The sequence below is a fragment of the Microbacterium sp. NPDC055683 genome, from assembly GCF_053617895.1.
Genome location: NZ_JBSHGQ010000001.1, coordinates 1 through 16,965, shown reverse-complemented (window position 1 = coordinate 16,965; position 16,965 = coordinate 1). Strand labels below are relative to the sequence as shown.

Genomic DNA, 16,965 nt, shown 5'->3' with positions numbered 1-16,965 from the left:
TCCTGGGGGTGTCGGGTGGGGGATGGCCGCCGGCTCAGACGAGCGGGCGGACGGGGATGTCGCCGGACGGGAGGTCGGCGGGGGTCGCGAGCCGCGTGCCGGGGAGCGACGCGGTCGCGGAGCCGCAACGCACGGCGGAGCGCAGCCGCTCCGGTGCGTCGGCGCCGCGCAGCTCGGCGAGCAGATAGCCGGCGAGCGAGCTGTCGCCCGCCCCCACGGTGCTGCGCACCTCGACGCCGGCGGGGATGCCGGCGTGCCATGTGCCGTCGGCGTCGACGAGCAGGGCGCCGTCGCCGCCGAGCGTGACGAGGGCGGTGCGCGCCGCGATCGGCACGATACGGCGCGCGAGCCGTGCGGATGCGCCGACGGCGTCGCCGCGCACCTCGGCGAGCAGCGCGCCGCGATCGGCGCCGGGGACGATGTCGGCCACGAGCTGCGCGAGCTCCTGCTCGTTGGGCTTCACGAGGTCGACGGGTCCGATCGCGTCGGCGGCGGAGACGACGGCGGCGAGCGCCGCCCCCGTCGCGTCGACGGCGATGCGCGGCGGAGTCGCCGCCCGCTGACGTACCTCGGCGATGATGCGCGCGTACAGGTCGTCGGGGGCGTCCGCGGGGAGGGAACCGCACAGGGCGAGCCAGTCGGCGCCGTCGGCGGCGTGCACGACCGCGTCGACGAGCGCGTCGACGACGGCGACCCCGAGCGGGGCTCCCGCGAGGTTGATCTTCGTCGTCTCGCCGGCGGCGTCGGTGAGCGCGAGGTTGACCCGGGCCGCGGCGGGCGCGGCGACCGACCGCACGGGAAGCTCGACGGGGAGCAGGCGCCGGTACGGGTCGTCATCGGCGACCGGCAGCACGGCGAGCGCCTCGGCGCCGAATGCCCCGAGCACGCGCGCCACGTTGACGCCCTTGCCCGCCGCGTCCTCCTGCACGGACGACGCCGACTGCACCTCGCCGGGCGCGAGGGGCGCGTCCAGCGCGATGGTGCGGTCGAGGGCAGGGTTGGCCGTGAGCGTGACGATCATGCGACCCGCACCTCCACACCGGCGTCGCGGAGGGCGGCGGCCAGGTCCCCCTCCGGCGCGGCGTCGGTCACGAGCACGTCGATCTCGTCGAGGCGCGCGAAGCGCTGCAGCGACTCCTCGCCGAACTTCGTCGCGTCGGCGAGCAGGACGACGCGACGCGCGGAGCGCACGATCGCCCCCTTCACGTCTGCCTCGTCGGGGTCGGGCGTGCTGAGACCGAATTCGGCCGAGAGGCCGTTGGTCCCGATGAACGCGATCTCGGGGCGGAGCGCCTCGATGGCGTCGACCGTGCGCGCGCCGACCGCCGCACCCGTGATGCCGCGGACGCGCCCGCCGATGACCGAGAGCGCGACATCGGCGGCGCTGAGGCCGGCGGCGAGCGCGATCGCGTGCGTCACGACCTCTGCCCTGGCCCCCGCCAGCCGGGCGGGGAGCAGGTCGGCGAGCGCCCCCGTGGTCGTCCCCGCGTCGAGCAGGAGCGAGCCGGCGAAGCCGTCCTCGATCTCGGCGGCCGCCCGCTCCGCGATCGCGCGCTTGGCGGCTCCGCTGCGCCCTGCCCGCTCGCGCAGGTCGGCCTCCGCGAGGCTGCCGCGGCCCGCGGGCACGGCACCGCCGTGCACGCGGCGCAGTACGCCCGCCTGCTCGAGGACGGCGAGGTCGCGCCGGACGGTCTCGGTCGTGACGCTCAGCCGTTCGGCCAGGTCGGCGACGGCGACTCGCGCGTCGTCGGCGAGTGCCTGCTCGATGAGCTCCCTGCGCTCCGTCGCGTACATGCGTCCTCCTTCGGATTCCCACAGAATACAACTCAAAACAACACAAAGCAACAGCATGTCAAGCTCGTGCATCCCTCAGATGCCGCGGCTACCCTCGTCCGCATGCTCTCGCGCGGTATCCGACTCCCGTCCGGCGCGCAGTACGCGCTCACCTGGGCGGTGGCCGACGAGGCGGGAGGGATGACGTCCGCGCTGCTGCATCGGAGCGCGGCCTTCTCGCGCCTCGCCGGCGAGCCGGTCTCGGTCCTCACCCTCGACCCCGACCCCGACTACCCGGCGCGCGCCGAGCGGCTCCGCGCCGCGGGGCGCCTCGCCGAGGCCGTGGAGCTCGTCAACCTGTGGGACTGGCTGCGCGGCCGCTCCCTCCCCGGCGGCTCGCTGGCGCTCGATCGCCACCCGTTCACGCCGATCTCCGCGCTGCCGCCCGCACCCGGTGAGCGCATCGACGAGCGGACGCGGGATGGCCGCGTGCTGAGCCGCGTGCGCCGCGCGCCGGACGGCGCCATCCTGCAGACCGATCACTTCCGGCTCGACGGATCGCTCCTGCTGTCCGAGCGCCGCGACGTGGGCGTACGGGGCACGCCGGGCGGCAAGTCGGTCGTCCTGTGCGGCGCGGACGGCACGCCTGTGCGCTCGTGGGGGCGCATCGCGCACCTGTACCGCGCATGGCTCGACGCCGTGACGAGCGGCGAGCCCTCGTTCGTCGTCGTCGACAGCAAGACCGTCGCGCCGTGGGCGATCGCGTATCGCCGCCCCCATGTCGTGACGATGCACGTCGTGCATGCCTCCCACCTCGTCGGCACGCGTCGACCGCACGGCCGCCTGCGCGAGTCGCGGCGCCGCGTGTTCGAGGACCTCGACGGCTTCGACGCCGTCGTGCTCCTCACCCCGCGCCAGCGCGACGACGTCGTCGCGCTGCTCGGTCCGCATGCGGGGCTCGAGGTGGTGCCGAACGGCCGCGATCTGCCGCCCGCGCCGCTGACCGCGGGGAGGGAGCCGGGTCGAGGCGTCATGCTCGCGAGCCTGACGCGGCGCAAGCGCGTGGATCACGCGATGCGCGCCGTGCGGGCCGCCGCCGATGCAGGCGCCGACGTCTCGCTCGACATCTGGGGCGAGGGCGAGGAGCACGACGCGCTCGCGGCATCCGCCGACGAGCGTGTCCGGCTGCGCGGCTACTCCCCCGATGCCTCCGCCGAGCTCGCACGCGCCTCGTTCCTCCTCTCGACGTCGACGTCGGAGGGCTTCCCGCTTGTCCTCGTCGAGGCCATGGCGGCGGGATGCCTGCCGATCGCCTACGACGTGCCGTACGGGCCGGCCGACATCATCCGCGACGGCGAGAACGGCTTCCTCGTGCCGGCGGGCGACGAGGAGGCCCTCGCGAGCGCCATCGTGCGCCTGCGTGACCTGCCCGAGCGCGAGCGCGTGCGGATGCGGCGAGCGGCCGTGCGCACAGCGCGGGCCTACTCGGACGAGGCCGTCACGCGCGCGTGGGCGCGGGCGATGCGTCGCGCCCGTCGCCGGAAGACCGGCTGAACACGGCGGCCGCGCGCGATCCCGCTGCGCGCGCGGCCCGGTGCGCCGGCCGTTCGACGACCCGGAAGAACGCCCACGCGAGCGCGAGGCTCGCGGGCACGCCGACGGCGGCGACCGCCATCCAGTGCGCGTCGCCCCACGCGAACGCGAGGGTCGCGAGGAGCGGCGCGTGCACGAGGTAGAGGCTGAAGGAGATCTCGCCGAGCCACCGCAGCGGCGGCGAGGACAGCGCGCGCGCGGCGAGAGGAGAGCCGATCGCGACGAGGATGAGGCCCGCCGCCCCCGCGCCCGCGAGCCCCCACAGCGCGTCGCCGAGCGGCGTGGAGCGCGGGACGAAGGGCCGAGTCCACCACGCCGCGATGAGGACGAGCGCCGATACGGCCGTGGCCGCCGCCCAGAACACCGGGCGCCGCCGTGCCCCCGCCCACTCCCGGATGTCATCGAGGCGCACGGCGATCAGGCAGCCGAGGAAGAACGTCGGCAGGTAGACGAGGGCGTCGAGATCGAAGGGCGCCTCGTCGAGGACGCGGCCGAGGACCATCGCGAGCACGCACAGCGCTGCGGCACTCCGGGCCCACCGCCGCACGAGCAGGGCGATCGCCACGTAGGCGGGCAGGAGGATGCTGAAGAGCAGCTCCCACCGCAGCGACCACAGCGTGTTCACGGTGTCGTACGACGCGGGCGTCAGCGTCGCCTCGCGCAGGGCGAGCTCCCAGTCGGGGAAGACGATGTTCGCGTTGACGATCCACGCGTCGGCCGTCACGGCGGCCTCGTCGCGAGGGAGCACGACGACGAGCAGGACGGCGAGGAGGATGGCCGCCCACACCGGCAGGTAGAGGCGGACGAGGCGCGAGACCGCGTAGCCGGGCCAGGAGAACCCGTCGCGGAGGGCGGGAAGCGTGATGACGAGACCCGACAGGACGAAGAACACCTGCACCGCCTCGGTGCCCGCGAATCCGAGCTTGAGGGGCGTCTCCGTCGCGGTCTCCCAGATGAGCCGGGCCGTGCCGTCGTCGGCGAAGGGCTGGGCGATGAGGCTCGCGTGGTAGAGCACGACGACGAGCGCCGCCGCGCCCCGCACGCCGTCGAGCGCGTGCAGTCTCCCCGTCCCGGCCATCCGACCAGCCTATGCAGACCGGGTCGGGAGGCGTCCAGGGGCTTCACACGTGCGTCAGCTCAGGCCGCTGTACGCGTGCAGCCCCTCGAAGAACATGTTGACGATCGTGAAGTTGAAGATGACCGCCACGAAGCCGACGATCGACAGCCACGCCGATCGCGTGCCGCGCCAGCCGCGCGTCGCGCGCGCGTGGATGTAGCCCGCGTAGAGGACCCAGATGATGAACGTCCAGACCTCCTTGGTGTCGAAGCCCCAGTAGCGGCCCCATGCGTCGTTGGCCCACACGGCGCCCGCGATGAGCGTGAAGGTCCAGAAGATGAACCCGATGATGGCGAACCGGTACGCGAGTCCCTCGAGCGCCTCGGCGCTCGGGATGGTCCGGAGCATGCTGCGCCGCGGGGCCTCTCCCTCCGCCGCCACGGCCAGGCGCTCCCGCCGCGCCTGCAGCAGCTGCAGGACCGAGAGGCCGAAGGCGAGCGCGAGGAACGCCGTCGCGAGCGATGCGACGAACACGTGGATGACGAGCCAGATCGACTTGAGCGGGTCCATGAGCGGCACGATCTCGACGTAGAACATCGACGACGCGCCGAGCAGCACGGTGACGAGCCCGGTCATGAAGGCGCCGAGGAAGCGCAGGTCCTTCCAGAACAGCACCCCGAGGTAGACGGCCGTGATGAGGAGGGTCCCCGTCATGGCGAACTCGTACATGTTCGACCATGGCACGCGCCCCGACGCGACGCCGCGCAGCACCGTCGCCCCGAGGTGGAAGACGAACCCGAGCCACGCCATCGACGTGCCGATCCGGCCCCACACGTAGCGCGGGGCCTTCGCCTGTGCGGGCGTCTCGGAGCCCGTGGCCGTCGCGGCGCGCGCGCCGACGCCCGCGAGCTGCCTCGCCTGCGCCGCGTCCTTCGCGACGAGCGACGACTGCGAGCGGTTCGCGAGGTCGACGGCGTACGCGATGAACGCGATCACGTAGAGGGAGACCGCCGTCCACACGAGGACGACGGAGAAGGTGTCCAGCGTCACGGCATCGAGCTGCATGGGTCCATCCTAGGTTTCGGGTTCGGTCGGGAGGCCGTCAGGAGTCCATCGCCGCGCGGTGCCGGTCGCGCAGCTGGTCGACGGCGGCGGCGAGGGCGGGATCCTCGCCGCGGGCGAGCGCGGCGTACTCGAGGCGCACGCCGTCGCCGTCCGGCGTCGCCTTCACCCACATGCGGCGGCGCGGCACGAACAGCGCGACGAGGAGGCCGAGCGTCGCGAGCACGGCGAAGACCAGCACGCCGACGGCCGAGGCGTCGTGATGGATCTGGAGCGACGCGAACCGCTTGACCGACTCGGTGTAGCCGACGTCGGACGGCGCGTCCTCCGGCGTCTCGTCCTCGAACGTGATGGTTCCCATGCCGTCGGGCAGGTCCGCGGTCTCGCCGGGGGCGAGCTCGATCGAGTCGACGCCGGTGTCGCCGCCCGTGAGCTGCTCGAGCCCCGTGACGTCGAGCGCGTAGACCGACCGCGGCGTGCCGTCGTCGATGCCGAGGTCGCCCGCGTAGACGTTGAGCGTGAGCGCGGGGTTCAGCAGGTCGCCGTACGCGGAGGCGAACGCCCCCGTGTCGAGCGCGACCTGGGTGGGATAGAAGAACCCGACCATCCCGAGCTGCTCCGGAAGGCCGTCGGTCACCTTCACGACGCCCGTCGACGTCATGGCGGCGTCCTGCGGCAGGAAGGGCACCGAGTCGTGGAAGACGATGTCGCCGTCGGCGTCGCGCACCGTGATGGTGGGCGCGTAGCCGTTTCCGAGGAGGTAGATGGCGTCGCCGTCGAGCTGGAGCGGATGGTTGACGACCACGGCCTCCTCGCTCTGGGAGCCGTCGGTGTGCGTCACCGTGACATTGGCCGAGAAGTCGCCCGCCTGCCCGGAGCCCGCCGCGCCGTACTCGACGTAGCTGACGTCGAACGAGTCGAGCTTCATGGCGTAGGGCGACAGCGCCGTCTCGGAGACGAAGCGGCCCCTGTTCATCGACGAGTAGTCGAGGAGGGTGTTGACGAACGTCGTGCCCTCCACGACGACGCGCTGCCCCGTGTACGCGAAGCCGCCGCCGATGCCGACCGTGAGCAGAACGCCGACGAGCGCGGCGTGGAAGACGAGGTTGCCGGTCTCGCGGAGGTAGCCGCGCTCGGCCGAGACGGAGTACGACCCCCGGCCGTCGTAGCGCTCGATGCGGTACCCCTGGGATCTCAGCTGCGCCGCGGCGAGATCGACCGCGTGCGCGGCCTCGGCGTCGGCGTCCTCCGCGTCGACGCGCTCCTCGCGGAAGTCGTCGAGGCGCGTCAGCCGGGCCGGCGTCCGCGGCGGTCGCGTGCGGAGCGCCTTCCAGTGGTGCTTCGTGCGCGGCAGGATGCACCCGATGAGCGAGACGAACAGCAGGATGTAGACCGCCGAGAACCACGCCGACTGGTACACGTCGAACAGCTGCAGCGCATCGAGCACGGGGAAGAGGTCGGGGTTCTCGCTCTCCCACTGCGTGACGCCGTTGGGGTTCGCCATCCGCTGCGGGAAGATCGAGCCGGGCACGGCGGCGATCGCGAGGAGGAGCAGCAGCACGAGCGCCGTGCGCATGCTCGTCAGCTGACGCCATCCCCACCGCAGCCACCCGGTGAGGCCCAGCGTCGGCTGCGTGATCTGCTCGTCGCCGTCGACGTGGTCGGATGGCCGCAGCGGCTCGCTGCCGTCGCGCGTGTCGGTCACGGTGCCCTTCCGGTCGGCGGTCACAGCGGCGCCTCGATCGTGCCGAAGAGCGCGCCGAGACGCGACATGATGTCGGTCCACACGCCCGTGACCATGAGGAGGCCGAGGACGATGAGGAGCGCGCCGCCGACGATGTTGACGGCGCGGATGTGCCGGCGCAGGAACGCCGTGGAGCGCGTGGCCCAGCCGAAGCCGAGCGCGACGAGGAGGAACGGGATGCCGAGCCCGAGCGAATAGGCGAGCCCCAGCACGCCGGCACGCCATCCGTCGCCCTGCAGGAACGCGATCGACATGATGGCGGTGAGCGTGGGGCCGATGCACGGCGCCCATCCGAGGCCCAGCGCGATGCCGAGCAGCGGTGCGCCGACGAGGCCGAGGCCGCTCTTGACCTGGGGGCGCGCGATCCGCTGCGCGAAGCCGAGGAACCCGAGGAAGACGACGCCCATCACGATGACGACGACGCCGAGGATGCGCGTGACGAGGTCGCCGTAGAGCACGCTGAAGCGCGCCATGGCGCCTCCCGCGAGGCCGCCGAGCACGATGATCGAGACGAAGACGAGCGTGAACCCGGCGATGAAGAGGAGCGTGCCGCCCACGAGCCGGCCGCGCGAGCCCCCCGGCACCGCGCCATCCGCCCCTCCGCGCGGCGCGACGGCGCCGCCGATGAAGCCGAGGTAGCCCGGGATGAGCGGCAGCACGCACGGCGAGACGAACGAGACGAGCCCTGCGAGCATCGCGATGGGGATCGCGAGCCACAGCGCCCCGCCGAAGACGACGGCGTCGAGGCTCACGACGCCGCGCCCGCGGGCGTCACGCCGACTCCGCGAGCGTGTCGGCCACGAGCGTGGAGAGGATCGACGCGCCCTCGAGCTGGCCGATGAGCACGGCGGCGATGCGCCCCTCCGCGTCGAGCACGAGGGTCGTCGGCGTCGCCGCGATCGACGTGGCTCCCGCGAAGGCGAGCTTGGCGCGCCCGTCGTCGATGTCGATGAGGCTGGGGTAGGTCACGCCCCACTGCTCGGCGAACGCCTTCGCGGTGTCGGCCTGGTCGTAGGTGTTGACGCCCACGAACGACACGCCCTCGCCCTCGTACTCCTGCCAGACCGCCTCGAGGTCGGCCGCCTCGACGCGGCACGGGCCGCACGCGGCGTACCAGAAGTTCACGACCGTGACGTCGCCCGCGACGTCGTCGCTCGTGAGCTCGTCGCCGTCCTCCGTGACGCCCGCCCACTCGACGGGCTCGCCGCGCTCGCCCTCGGGGATCTCCTTCACGCGGAAGTCGCTCGGGATGTAGCCCTGGTTCGTGCCGTTCGCATACGCCTCGGCGACGGGATCTGCGGCGCAGGCGGCGAGACCGGCGCCGAGCGCGACGACCGCTGCCGCCGCGAGCGCACGGCGCGTCCGAGGGGCGCGGGAGACGGGGGCTGCGGCGGGCTTTCGCACAGCCCCCATCCTACGTTCGCGCCTTTGCGCCACCTGGGTCGATGCTGTATGGCGCGGGAGCGTCAGACCGCGGCCCCCACGCGGCGCAGCTTCGCCATGGGGGCGAGCTCACCCGGGAAGACGCGCTTCACGCCGTCGCCGAGCGCTGGCTCGATCTCGCGGATGCCCGCCACGAGGGCGGCGAGCTCCTGCGGTTCGATCGACGCGGCGTGGTCCGACCCCCACATGCCGCGATCGAGCGTGATGTGGCGTTCGACCGCGACGGCGCCGAGGGCGACCGCCGCGAGCGAGAGCGCGAGCCCGGTCTCGTGCCCCGAGTACCCCACCGGCACGTCGACGAAGCGCTGCTGCAGCGTCGGGATCATGCGCAGGTTCGCCTCGTCGAGCGGCAGCGGGTAGGTCGAGGTCGCGTGGAGCAGCACGAGCCGCTCGGTGCCGAGCAGGTCGACGGCGCGGTCGATCTGCTCCATCGTCGACATGCCCGTGGAGAGGATGACCGGCTTGCCCGTGTCGCGCAGGGCGGTCAGCAGGCCGTCATCGGTGAGGCTCGCCGACGCGACCTTGTGCGCGACGACGTCGAGGTCCTCGAGGAAGGCGACCGACGGCTCGTCCCACGGCGAGGCGAACCAGTCGAGGCCGAGCGCGTTCGCGTGCGCGCCGATCTCCCGGTACTCGTCGCGGCCGAACTCCACGCGGTACCGGTACTCGAGGTAGGTCATCGTGCCCCACGGCGTCTCGCGCGGGACGTCGCGCATGTGCGCGGGGGTCGAGATCTCGGGCGTGCGCTTCTGGAACTTGACGGCGTCCGCGCCCGCCGCCGCGGCGACGTCGACGAGCTCCTTCGCGATGTCGACCGAGCCGTTGTGGTTGAGGCCGATCTCCGCGATGACGTAGGTGGGATGCTCCGCGCCGAGCGTGCGCGTGCCGATCGTGACCGTCATGGGTTCTCCTCCGAGGATGATGAGGACGGGGTGGATGCGCCGGCTCCCGCGAGAGCGCCGCCGGCGCGCGAACGCAGGACGCGCTCCGCCAGTTCGCGGACGGCCCCGTCGCCGCCCGCCCGGTCGAGGACGATGCGCGCGGCGCCGAGCACATCGGGATGCGACCCCGGCACGGCCACGGGCCATCCCACGATCGCGAGGCAGGCGAGGTCGTTGACGTCGTTGCCGAGGTACGCGACGTCGGCGAGCGGGACGCCCTGCCCGTCCGCCCACTCGCGCAGCACCGCGGCCTTGTCGTCGAGCCCCTGGCGCACGTCGACGCGGAGCTTCCTCGCGCGGGCCGACACGACGCCGTCGGTCTCCGTGGAGAGGATGAGGAAGGGGATGCCCGCGCGACGCAGCAGCGCGACTCCCATGCCGTCGGAGCGGCTGACCCGCACGAGCTCGCGGCCGTCGGCGTCGACGAGGGCGGTGTCGTCGGTGTGGACGCCGTCGAAGTCGGTGACCACCGCGCGGGCGTGGATCGCCCGTCCGTCCGAACCGCTCACATGACCTCCGCCGCGGGCGCCTCCCGCTGGCCTTCTACGGTCGGCGGCTCATGTGAACGGCGGGGGTACGGGCGAGGGCCCGGCGGTGAAGGTCGGCGGTCCCGCAGGGGGCCGCCGGGTGAACGGCGTCAGACGGCGCCGACGTCGACGGCGCCCGTCGTGGGCGCGGGCTCGGCGTAGTCGACCTCGCGCCACACATCGCCCTTCCGCTCGAACGACGTCACGCTGGAGAGCGCGCAGCGGCGCGTGCGCGGGTCGTGCTGCAGCGGCAGACCGGCGACGGCGAGGTGCGTGATCCAGATCGGCGCCTGATGCGTGACGACGACGACGTCGCCCCCGTCAGCCGCATCCCAGGCGTCATCCATCGCGGCGCCGACGCGGTCGGCGACCTGCCGGTACGGCTCGCCCCAGCTCGGCCGGGAGGGGTTGCGCAGCAGCCACCAGTTGCCGGGGACGAGCACCGCGCGGCTCATCCGCTTGCCGGCGAAGGAGTTCCACGGCTCGATCACGCGGTCGTCGGGCACGGGCTCGAGGTCGAAGAGCTCGGAGAACGGCTCGGCCGACTCGCGTGTGCGTTCGAGCGGCGAGCACACGAGCGACGACACGGGGCGGTCGAGGGCCCTGACGTGCTCGGCGGCCGCGCGGGCCATCCGCCTGCCGTCGTCGCTCAGCCGGAAGCCGGGGATGCGCTCGTAGAGCACACGCAGCGGATTGAAGACCTCGCCGTGGCGGACGAGGTGGAGTCGTTCGGCTGGCACGCCCCCACGCTACCCGTGTCAGTCGGCGGCGGGGGCCTCCGCCGCACCGGCCTGCTCGGCGCGGCGATCGGCGCGCTGCGCCCGCACGCGCACGACGACGAACCATCCCACGGCGGCCACGACACCGACGATGACGACGTTCTGCACGACGTCCATGTACTGCTCGACGATGTGCCAGGCCTCGCCGAGGTACCACCCGACGAGGATGAACGCCGTGTTCCAGATGAGGCTCCCGAGCGTCGTGAGGAGCGCGAACCGCCACAGCGGCATGCGCACCACACCGGCCGGGATCGAGATGAGGCTGCGGAAGATGGGGACGAAGCGCCCGAAGAACACGGCCTTGCCGCCGTGCTTCTCGAACCAGGCGACCGTGCGGTCGACGTCCTTCGCGTCGACGAGCGGCAGCCTCGCGGCGATACGGCGGAGGCGATCGACGCCGAACCACGCCCCGATGCCGTAGAGCAGCAGGGCTCCGAGCAGCGAGCCGACGGTGGTCCAGAGGATGGCCTCCCACAGCGCGAACGACCCGCGGCTCGCGGCGAGGCCCGCCATGGGGAGGATGGCCTCGCTCGGCAGCGGCGGGAAGAGGTTCTCCGCGGCGATGGCGACGCCGGCGCCGTACGGCCCGATCACGTCCATGAGCCCCACCACGGCGTCCACGAGGGTGGAGAGCCAGGAGCCCTGATCGGCGGCGGCCGCGATCTCGGTCGTCGTCATGGAGGTGCCTTTCCGTCGTATGCGGCGGGGGTGCTCGTGGTCTCGAAGATATCGGTCGAGGATCGGGGATTCCTGTGCGCGGTCGATCGGATGGCCCTGGGCGGGTGCCGCACGGCGCGCCCGTAGAATGGTGCGGTTCCCTTTCCCCTTCAGGAGGATCCCCCGTGCTCCGCACTCATACGGCCGGCTCCCTGCGAGCCGAGCACATCGGTCAGACCGTCACCCTCACGGGCTGGGTCGACCGCCGTCGCGATCACGGAGGCGTCGCCTTCATCGATCTGCGCGATGCGTCCGGCATCGCCCAGGTGGTCATCCGCGACGAGGAGACGGCGCACCCGCTGCGCAGCGAGTTCGTTCTGAAGGTCACGGGCGAGGTGTCGCAGCGACCCGAGGGCAACGCCAACGCCAACCTCGCGACGGGCGACATCGAGGTCATCGCGACCGAGGTCGAGGTGCTCAACGAGTCAGCGCCGCTGCCGTTCCAGGTGTCGACGGCGCTCGACGGCACGGAGACCGTCGGCGAGGACGCGCGCTACAAGCACCGCTACCTCGACCTGCGCCGTCCGGCGCCCGCCGCCGCAATGCGCCTGCGCTCGAAGGCCTCCGCCGCCGCACGCCGCGTGCTCGAGGGCCACGACTTCGTCGAGGTCGAGACGCCGACGCTCACCCGCTCGACGCCGGAGGGCGCGCGCGACTTCCTCGTGCCGGCGCGGCTCAGCCCCGGCAGCTGGTACGCCCTTCCGCAGTCGCCGCAACTGTTCAAGCAGCTGCTGCAGGTGGGCGGCATCGAGCGGTACTACCAGATCGCCCGCTGCTACCGCGACGAGGACTTCCGCGCCGACCGCCAGCCCGAGTTCACGCAGCTCGACATCGAGGCGAGCTTCGTCGACCAGGAGGACGTCATCGCGCTCGGCGAGGAGATCGTCGCGGCGCTGTGGCAGCTCATCGACGTCGAGATCCCGCGGCCCATCGAGCGGATCACGTTCGCCGACGCCATGCGCCTCTACGGCTCCGACAAGCCCGACCTGCGGTTCGGCAACGCCATCGTCGAGCTGGCGGAGTTCTTCGCCGACACGACGTTCCGCGTGTTCCAGCAGGAGTACGTCGGCTCGGTCGTGCACCCGGGCGGCGCCTCGCTCCCCCGCCGTCAGTTCGACGCGTGGCAGGACTGGGCGAAGTCGCGCGGCGCGAAGGGCCTCGCCTACGTCACGTTCGGCGAGGACGGCGAGCTCGGCGGCCCCGTCGCGAAGAACCTCTCCGACGCCGAGCGCGCGGGCCTGGCGGCCGCGACGGGCGCGCAGCCCGGCGACGCGGTGTTCTTCGCGGCCGGCCGCACGGGCGAGGCGCGCGCGCTGCTCGGCGCCGCGCGTGTCGAGATCGCCAAGCGCACGGGCCAGATCGACGAGAACGCCTGGTCGTTCGTGTGGGTCGTCGACGCGCCGCTGTTCAAGCCGACGGGCGAGGACGACGACGTCGACCTCGGCCACTCCGCCTGGACGGCCGTGCACCACGCCTTCACGTCGCCCAAGCCCGAATGGATCGACCGCTTCGAGGACGCTCCGGGCGACGCTCTCGCCTACGCCTACGACATCGTCTGCAACGGCAACGAGATCGGCGGCGGCTCGATCCGAATCCACCAGCGCGCCGTGCAGGAGCGGGTGTTCGAGGTCATGGGCATCGGCCCCGACGAGGCGCAGGAGAAGTTCGGCTTCCTGCTCGACGCCTTCCAGTTCGGCGCGCCGCCGCACGGCGGCATCGCGTTCGGCTGGGACCGCGTCGTCTCCCTGCTCGCCGGTGCGACCTCGATCCGCGAGGTCATCGCGTTCCCCAAGGTCGGCAGCGGCTACGACCCGCTCACGGCCGCACCCGCCCCGATCACGCCGGAGCAGCGCGCCGAGGCGGGCGTCGACTTCGTCCCCGAGGACGACGAGGCCTGAGCCCGATGCGAGAACGCCCGCGCCGAGGCGGGGGCGTTCTCGCATCTGCGGGGTGACTCAGATCTCGATGTCGATCCCGGCGCGGGCGCTGCGGATGGTGCCGATGTAGTCGGCGACCTCGACGTGCGCGGGGTGCACCTGGTAGGCCTCCAGCGCGGCGACGTCGGGGAACACCGAGTCGAGCACGATGTCGTAGTTGGTGCCGTGGAACGCGGCGTTCGACGACACGGTCAGCGACTCGAGCCCCGGCACGACGCCGACGAGGCCCTCGAGGCGGCGCTTCGCCTCCGCGGCATGCGCCGCGCGCACGGCGTCGTCGGCTGCGGCGAGCTGGAACAGGACGATGTGGCGGATGGCCATGAGGGTGCCTTTCGGGTCAGGGGAGCAGGGCGGCGCGGAGCCGCTCGGGTGAGACGCGCCAGTGGCCGTGAAGCCGGCCGTCGATGAGGACGACGGGGATCTTCTCCCACCATTCGGCGTGGAGGGCGGGGTCGTCCGCGATCGACAGCTCGACGACCTCGACGCCGTCGGCCGTCTCGTCGGGGAGGTCGGCGACCACCTGGTCGACGACCTCGCGCGCGACGTCGCACAGGTGGCAGTCGGGCTTTCCGATGAGGGTGAGCCGGGTCATCCCTGTCAGGCCTCGACGTCGAAGCCGGCCTCGCGCCACGCGCTCGTGCCGCCGGCGACGTTGGTCGCCTCGTAACCGCGCGCCGAGAGCGCCTCGACGACGCGGGCTGAGCGTCCGCCGATCTCGCAGATGACGTCGAAGGCCTCAGCGGGGAGCTCGTCCAGACGCGCGCCGAGCTCCGACATCGGGATGTTCACGGCGCCCGGGACGCGACCGGCCGCGAACTCGTGCGCCTCGCGCACGTCGATGAGGGGCACGCCGTCGCGCGTGCGGAGCTCCTGGACCGAGATCTCGTTCATGTCCTCAAGTATCCCGTGAAACCGCAAACGCCGACCCGTTGGCAACGGGCCGGCGTGAGAGGGAAGCCGCTTACTTCTTGTTGCGGCGCTGGTGGCGCGTCTTGCGAAGCAGCTTGCGGTGCTTCTTCTTCGCCATGCGCTTGCGGCGCTTCTTGATGACAGAACCCACGGGAACCTCACTAATGTCAGGGGTTGGACGGCCCGGCGACGCGCGTCGCTGCCGTCCGGGAACGGGCACCACGAAAAGTGCCTCAGAGCATTCTAGCTCATCGCCGGATGGGTCCAGCCCGTCAGCCCGCGTCGGCGACGGGGCGGTCGGCGGGCACCTCGAGCATGGCCGTCACGGCGGACTCCGGTACCCGGTAGCTGCGCCCGAAGCGCACGGCGGGGAGCTCGCCGGAGTGGACGAGCCGGTAGACGGTCATCTTCGAGACGCGCATGATGTCGGCGACTTCGGCGACCGTGAGAAACCGCACGTCGGGCAGTTCTGCCATTCCCCCACGACCCTTCCCTGTGATCCCCCCAACTCTAGGGGCTGGCGGCGACCGGTGTAAACCTGAGGGACCCATGTGGCGGATGGGGAGTCCGGTCATGCGCGCTCATAGCGGCCTCATGGCCTATCCATGCCCTTCCCCTCACGACGCGCACGAGAGTGGGCGCATGACGACTCCGACCTCCGAATCCGCGGCGCCCGCGTACGACGCGCCCCCGTACGCCCAGCCCGCCTACGCCCAGCGCCCGTACACCCAGCCCGCCCCGGGGCAGCCGTACGGCGCCGAGGCGGGCGAACCGGCGCCCGAGCAGCCGCGCAGGAGGCGCCGCATCCTGAAGATCGTCGGCATCGTCGCAGGCGCCCTCATCGCGTTGGGGCTCGCCTTCGGCGGCGGCGTCGCGGTCGGCGCGGGCATGGCGGGAACCGCGAGCCAGAGCGGCTTCCCGGGCGACGGCACGTTCCCGGGCGGGCAGGGCGGCCAGGGGTTCCAGGGCGGCACACCGCCCGAGATGCCCGACGGGACGGTCCCCGACGACAGCACGACCGAGGGAACCACGACAGACGGCACGGACAGCTGAGGTCCGCCCCGACCGCCGGCTCAGCCGTCGTCGTCGAGCTGATACCAGTCCGCGCGATCGCCCTCGAGCTCGCCGTTGAGGTCCTCGCGCTCCTCCGGCACGGCCACGCGCTGTGCGGTGAGGTCGCGCGGACGCAGCGCGAACCCCTGCCAGTGCATGTCCATGGGCGACTGGTCCTCGTCGCGCACCACGTGGTGGAAGCCCACCGCGACCCACGACACGACGTCGGCCAGCTGGTCGTCCGCGGTGTCCTCGATGTACTCGTGCACGCTGCGCCCGCAGTCGGAGGTGAGGCTGTTGCGCGACGCGAGCAGCTGGCACGGATCGTCGTTCGTGAACGCCACGTCGTACGCGGCACCGCCACCGTGCTCGAGCCGATCGCTCGTGAAGGAGAAGGTGTCGCTCCGGCCGAGCTCGATCTCGTACGAGATCGGATGGCCGTCGTCGTTGAGCACGTCGGGCGCGAGCACGCGCCACCAGCGCCTGTCCTCCCACACCGCCGTCGCGGGGTGGTCGATCCGCTCGAGCGTGCCCTCGACGACGGGCGACTGCGCGCCCATCTCCCCCGTGTCCTCGGCGTCGTACTGCTCGACGGCGAGGGCGCCGGGGGCGTCGAGCGCCCAGTGGATGCGCCAGACCGCGTTGTGGGAGTGGCTCGTCGCGTACGCCGAGTCGCCCTCCCCCACGGCGGATCCGTGCTCGTGGTCGCTGAAGTCGATGGGCGAGATGTCTCCCGTCGCGCCGAGATCCGATCGGATGACCCCGTCGGAGCCGAACACGTACTGCGTGACGTACTCGTACCATCCCACCTTCGAGATGGTGGAGAGCTGCCAGTCCTCGCGACGCTCGGCGACGACCTCGCCGAAGTCGCCCGAACGGTAGCCGAGACCGCCGTCGACGACCTCCGCGCACAGCACCTCGCGGTTCTTGACCTCGCCGTATGTGCCGTCGCCGATGTCGGGGATGTCGGCGGCCACCCGCTCGCCCGTGCACTCGGTCTCGGTGAGCGTCTGCATCTTCGTGCCGCCGAAGCCCGCCGACGTGATGTCGTAGGTCGTGTTCTCGCCGGAGTCGTAGGGCACCTCGAGCTGGGCGATCGCGATCTCCTCGGCGACGAGCACCGACTCGCCGCCCGCGGGGGTGAAGCGGATGTCCGACAGCACGAGCCCCCGGTCGGGGTCGACGCCCCAGCACATGGCCCATTCCGACCCGTTGTCGAAGGCCTGCGCGATCGGCGCACCGCTCTCGCAGTCGTCCGTCGTCGCCTGAGGCGGTCCTTCCTCACCGGTCGGCGCCGCCGTGCATGCGGCGAGCGCGCCTCCGGCGACGAGCACGACCATCCCCGCTGCGATCCGGCCCCGCATCATGCCCTCGATTCTCACAGACACCCTCCTCCGCCCCGCACGCCAGCGGCGGCCCCGTCTCCTGGG

The 16,965-nt window shown here is 72.4% G+C and carries 20 protein-coding genes; 3 read left to right on the top strand and 17 right to left on the bottom strand.

Annotated features, from left to right (window positions below; translation table 11 throughout):
• Positions 1 to 34: 34 nt before the first annotated feature.
• Positions 35 to 1,021 carry a 1-phosphofructokinase family hexose kinase gene (locus ACWGPF_RS00100; protein WP_452330872.1) on the bottom strand — a complete coding sequence of 329 codons (987 nt, stop codon included), beginning with the start codon at positions 1,019 to 1,021 and terminating at the stop codon, positions 35 to 37.
• Positions 1,018 to 1,794 (bottom strand): DeoR/GlpR family DNA-binding transcription regulator, encoded by a 777-nt coding sequence (locus ACWGPF_RS00095; protein WP_452330871.1) that lies wholly within the window; start codon positions 1,792 to 1,794, stop codon positions 1,018 to 1,020. Before ACWGPF_RS00095 ends, ACWGPF_RS00100 begins: the two co-directional genes overlap by 4 nt.
• A gap of 102 nt (positions 1,795 to 1,896) precedes the next feature.
• Here ACWGPF_RS00095 and ACWGPF_RS00090 point away from each other — a divergent pair, with 102 nt between their 5' ends.
• Positions 1,897 to 3,327 carry a glycosyltransferase gene (locus ACWGPF_RS00090; protein ID WP_452330870.1) on the top strand — a complete coding sequence of 477 codons (1,431 nt, stop codon included), beginning with the start codon at positions 1,897 to 1,899 and terminating at the stop codon, positions 3,325 to 3,327.
• Here ACWGPF_RS00090 and ACWGPF_RS00085 read toward each other — a convergent pair.
• From ACWGPF_RS00085 to ACWGPF_RS00045, 9 genes are all read right to left on the bottom strand, one after another.
• Positions 3,272 to 4,444, bottom strand: coding sequence for an acyltransferase family protein (locus tag ACWGPF_RS00085; RefSeq protein WP_452330869.1), 1,173 nt, complete (start codon positions 4,442 to 4,444; stop codon positions 3,272 to 3,274). The genes ACWGPF_RS00090 and ACWGPF_RS00085 overlap by 56 nt on opposite strands.
• Positions 4,445 to 4,498: 54 nt before the next feature.
• Positions 4,499 to 5,488: a c-type cytochrome biogenesis protein CcsB gene (gene ccsB / locus ACWGPF_RS00080; RefSeq protein ID WP_452330868.1), complete on the bottom strand. Its 990-nt coding sequence runs from the start codon at positions 5,486 to 5,488 to the stop codon at positions 4,499 to 4,501.
• A gap of 37 nt (positions 5,489 to 5,525) precedes the next feature.
• The gene (gene resB / locus ACWGPF_RS00075; RefSeq protein WP_452330867.1) at positions 5,526 to 7,214 is read right to left on the bottom strand and encodes a cytochrome c biogenesis protein ResB; all 1,689 of its coding nucleotides are present in this window, start codon (positions 7,212 to 7,214) and stop codon (positions 5,526 to 5,528) included.
• Positions 7,211 to 7,981 carry a cytochrome c biogenesis CcdA family protein gene (locus tag ACWGPF_RS00070; protein ID WP_452330866.1) on the bottom strand — a complete coding sequence of 257 codons (771 nt, stop codon included), beginning with the start codon at positions 7,979 to 7,981 and terminating at the stop codon, positions 7,211 to 7,213. Before ACWGPF_RS00070 ends, resB begins: the two co-directional genes overlap by 4 nt.
• Positions 7,982 to 8,000: 19 nt before the next feature.
• The gene (locus ACWGPF_RS00065) at positions 8,001 to 8,642 is read right to left on the bottom strand and encodes a TlpA family protein disulfide reductase (protein ID WP_452330865.1); all 642 of its coding nucleotides are present in this window, start codon (positions 8,640 to 8,642) and stop codon (positions 8,001 to 8,003) included.
• 53 nt (positions 8,643 to 8,695) lie between these two features.
• Positions 8,696 to 9,574, bottom strand: a complete 879-nt coding sequence (locus ACWGPF_RS00060; protein ID WP_452330864.1) for an N-acetylneuraminate synthase family protein — start codon at positions 9,572 to 9,574, stop codon at positions 8,696 to 8,698.
• The gene (locus ACWGPF_RS00055; RefSeq protein WP_452330863.1) at positions 9,571 to 10,122 is read right to left on the bottom strand and encodes a KdsC family phosphatase; all 552 of its coding nucleotides are present in this window, start codon (positions 10,120 to 10,122) and stop codon (positions 9,571 to 9,573) included. Before ACWGPF_RS00055 ends, ACWGPF_RS00060 begins: the two co-directional genes overlap by 4 nt.
• A gap of 128 nt (positions 10,123 to 10,250) precedes the next feature.
• On the bottom strand, positions 10,251 to 10,880 hold the full coding sequence (locus ACWGPF_RS00050) for a histidine phosphatase family protein (protein ID WP_452330862.1): 630 nt from the start codon (positions 10,878 to 10,880) through the stop codon (positions 10,251 to 10,253).
• Between the two features lie 18 nt (positions 10,881 to 10,898).
• On the bottom strand, positions 10,899 to 11,597 hold the full coding sequence (locus tag ACWGPF_RS00045; protein WP_452330861.1) for a DedA family protein: 699 nt from the start codon (positions 11,595 to 11,597) through the stop codon (positions 10,899 to 10,901).
• 164 nt (positions 11,598 to 11,761) lie between these two features.
• Between ACWGPF_RS00045 and aspS the strand changes: the two genes are divergently transcribed.
• Positions 11,762 to 13,534 carry an aspartate--tRNA ligase gene (gene aspS, locus ACWGPF_RS00040; RefSeq protein ID WP_452330860.1) on the top strand — a complete coding sequence of 591 codons (1,773 nt, stop codon included), beginning with the start codon at positions 11,762 to 11,764 and terminating at the stop codon, positions 13,532 to 13,534.
• 57 nt (positions 13,535 to 13,591) lie between these two features.
• Here the strand turns inward: aspS and ACWGPF_RS00035 are convergent, their stop codons facing one another.
• The 5 genes from ACWGPF_RS00035 to ACWGPF_RS00015 form a co-directional block, all read right to left on the bottom strand.
• Entirely contained in the window at positions 13,592 to 13,894 is a 303-nt protein-coding gene (locus ACWGPF_RS00035; protein WP_452330859.1) for a Dabb family protein, read from the bottom strand.
• Between the two features lie 16 nt (positions 13,895 to 13,910).
• Positions 13,911 to 14,165 (bottom strand): glutaredoxin family protein, encoded by a 255-nt coding sequence (locus ACWGPF_RS00030; protein ID WP_452330858.1) that lies wholly within the window; start codon positions 14,163 to 14,165, stop codon positions 13,911 to 13,913.
• Between the two features lie 5 nt (positions 14,166 to 14,170).
• Positions 14,171 to 14,464, bottom strand: coding sequence for a rhodanese-like domain-containing protein (locus tag ACWGPF_RS00025; protein WP_452330857.1), 294 nt, complete (start codon positions 14,462 to 14,464; stop codon positions 14,171 to 14,173).
• A gap of 70 nt (positions 14,465 to 14,534) precedes the next feature.
• On the bottom strand, positions 14,535 to 14,633 hold the full coding sequence (locus tag ACWGPF_RS00020) for a 30S ribosomal protein bS22 (RefSeq protein ID WP_003792170.1): 99 nt from the start codon (positions 14,631 to 14,633) through the stop codon (positions 14,535 to 14,537).
• A gap of 121 nt (positions 14,634 to 14,754) precedes the next feature.
• Positions 14,755 to 14,958, bottom strand: coding sequence for a helix-turn-helix domain-containing protein (locus tag ACWGPF_RS00015; protein ID WP_345439985.1), 204 nt, complete (start codon positions 14,956 to 14,958; stop codon positions 14,755 to 14,757).
• Between the two features lie 166 nt (positions 14,959 to 15,124).
• Here ACWGPF_RS00015 and ACWGPF_RS00010 point away from each other — a divergent pair, with 166 nt between their 5' ends.
• A complete protein-coding gene (locus tag ACWGPF_RS00010; RefSeq protein WP_452330856.1) occupies positions 15,125 to 15,535 on the top strand; it encodes a hypothetical protein in 411 nt (136 codons plus the stop codon).
• A 20-nt stretch (positions 15,536 to 15,555) separates the two neighbouring features.
• Here the strand turns inward: ACWGPF_RS00010 and ACWGPF_RS00005 are convergent, their stop codons facing one another.
• A complete protein-coding gene (locus ACWGPF_RS00005; RefSeq protein ID WP_452330855.1) occupies positions 15,556 to 16,902 on the bottom strand; it encodes a copper amine oxidase in 1,347 nt (448 codons plus the stop codon).
• Between the last annotated feature and the right edge of the window lie 63 nt (positions 16,903 to 16,965).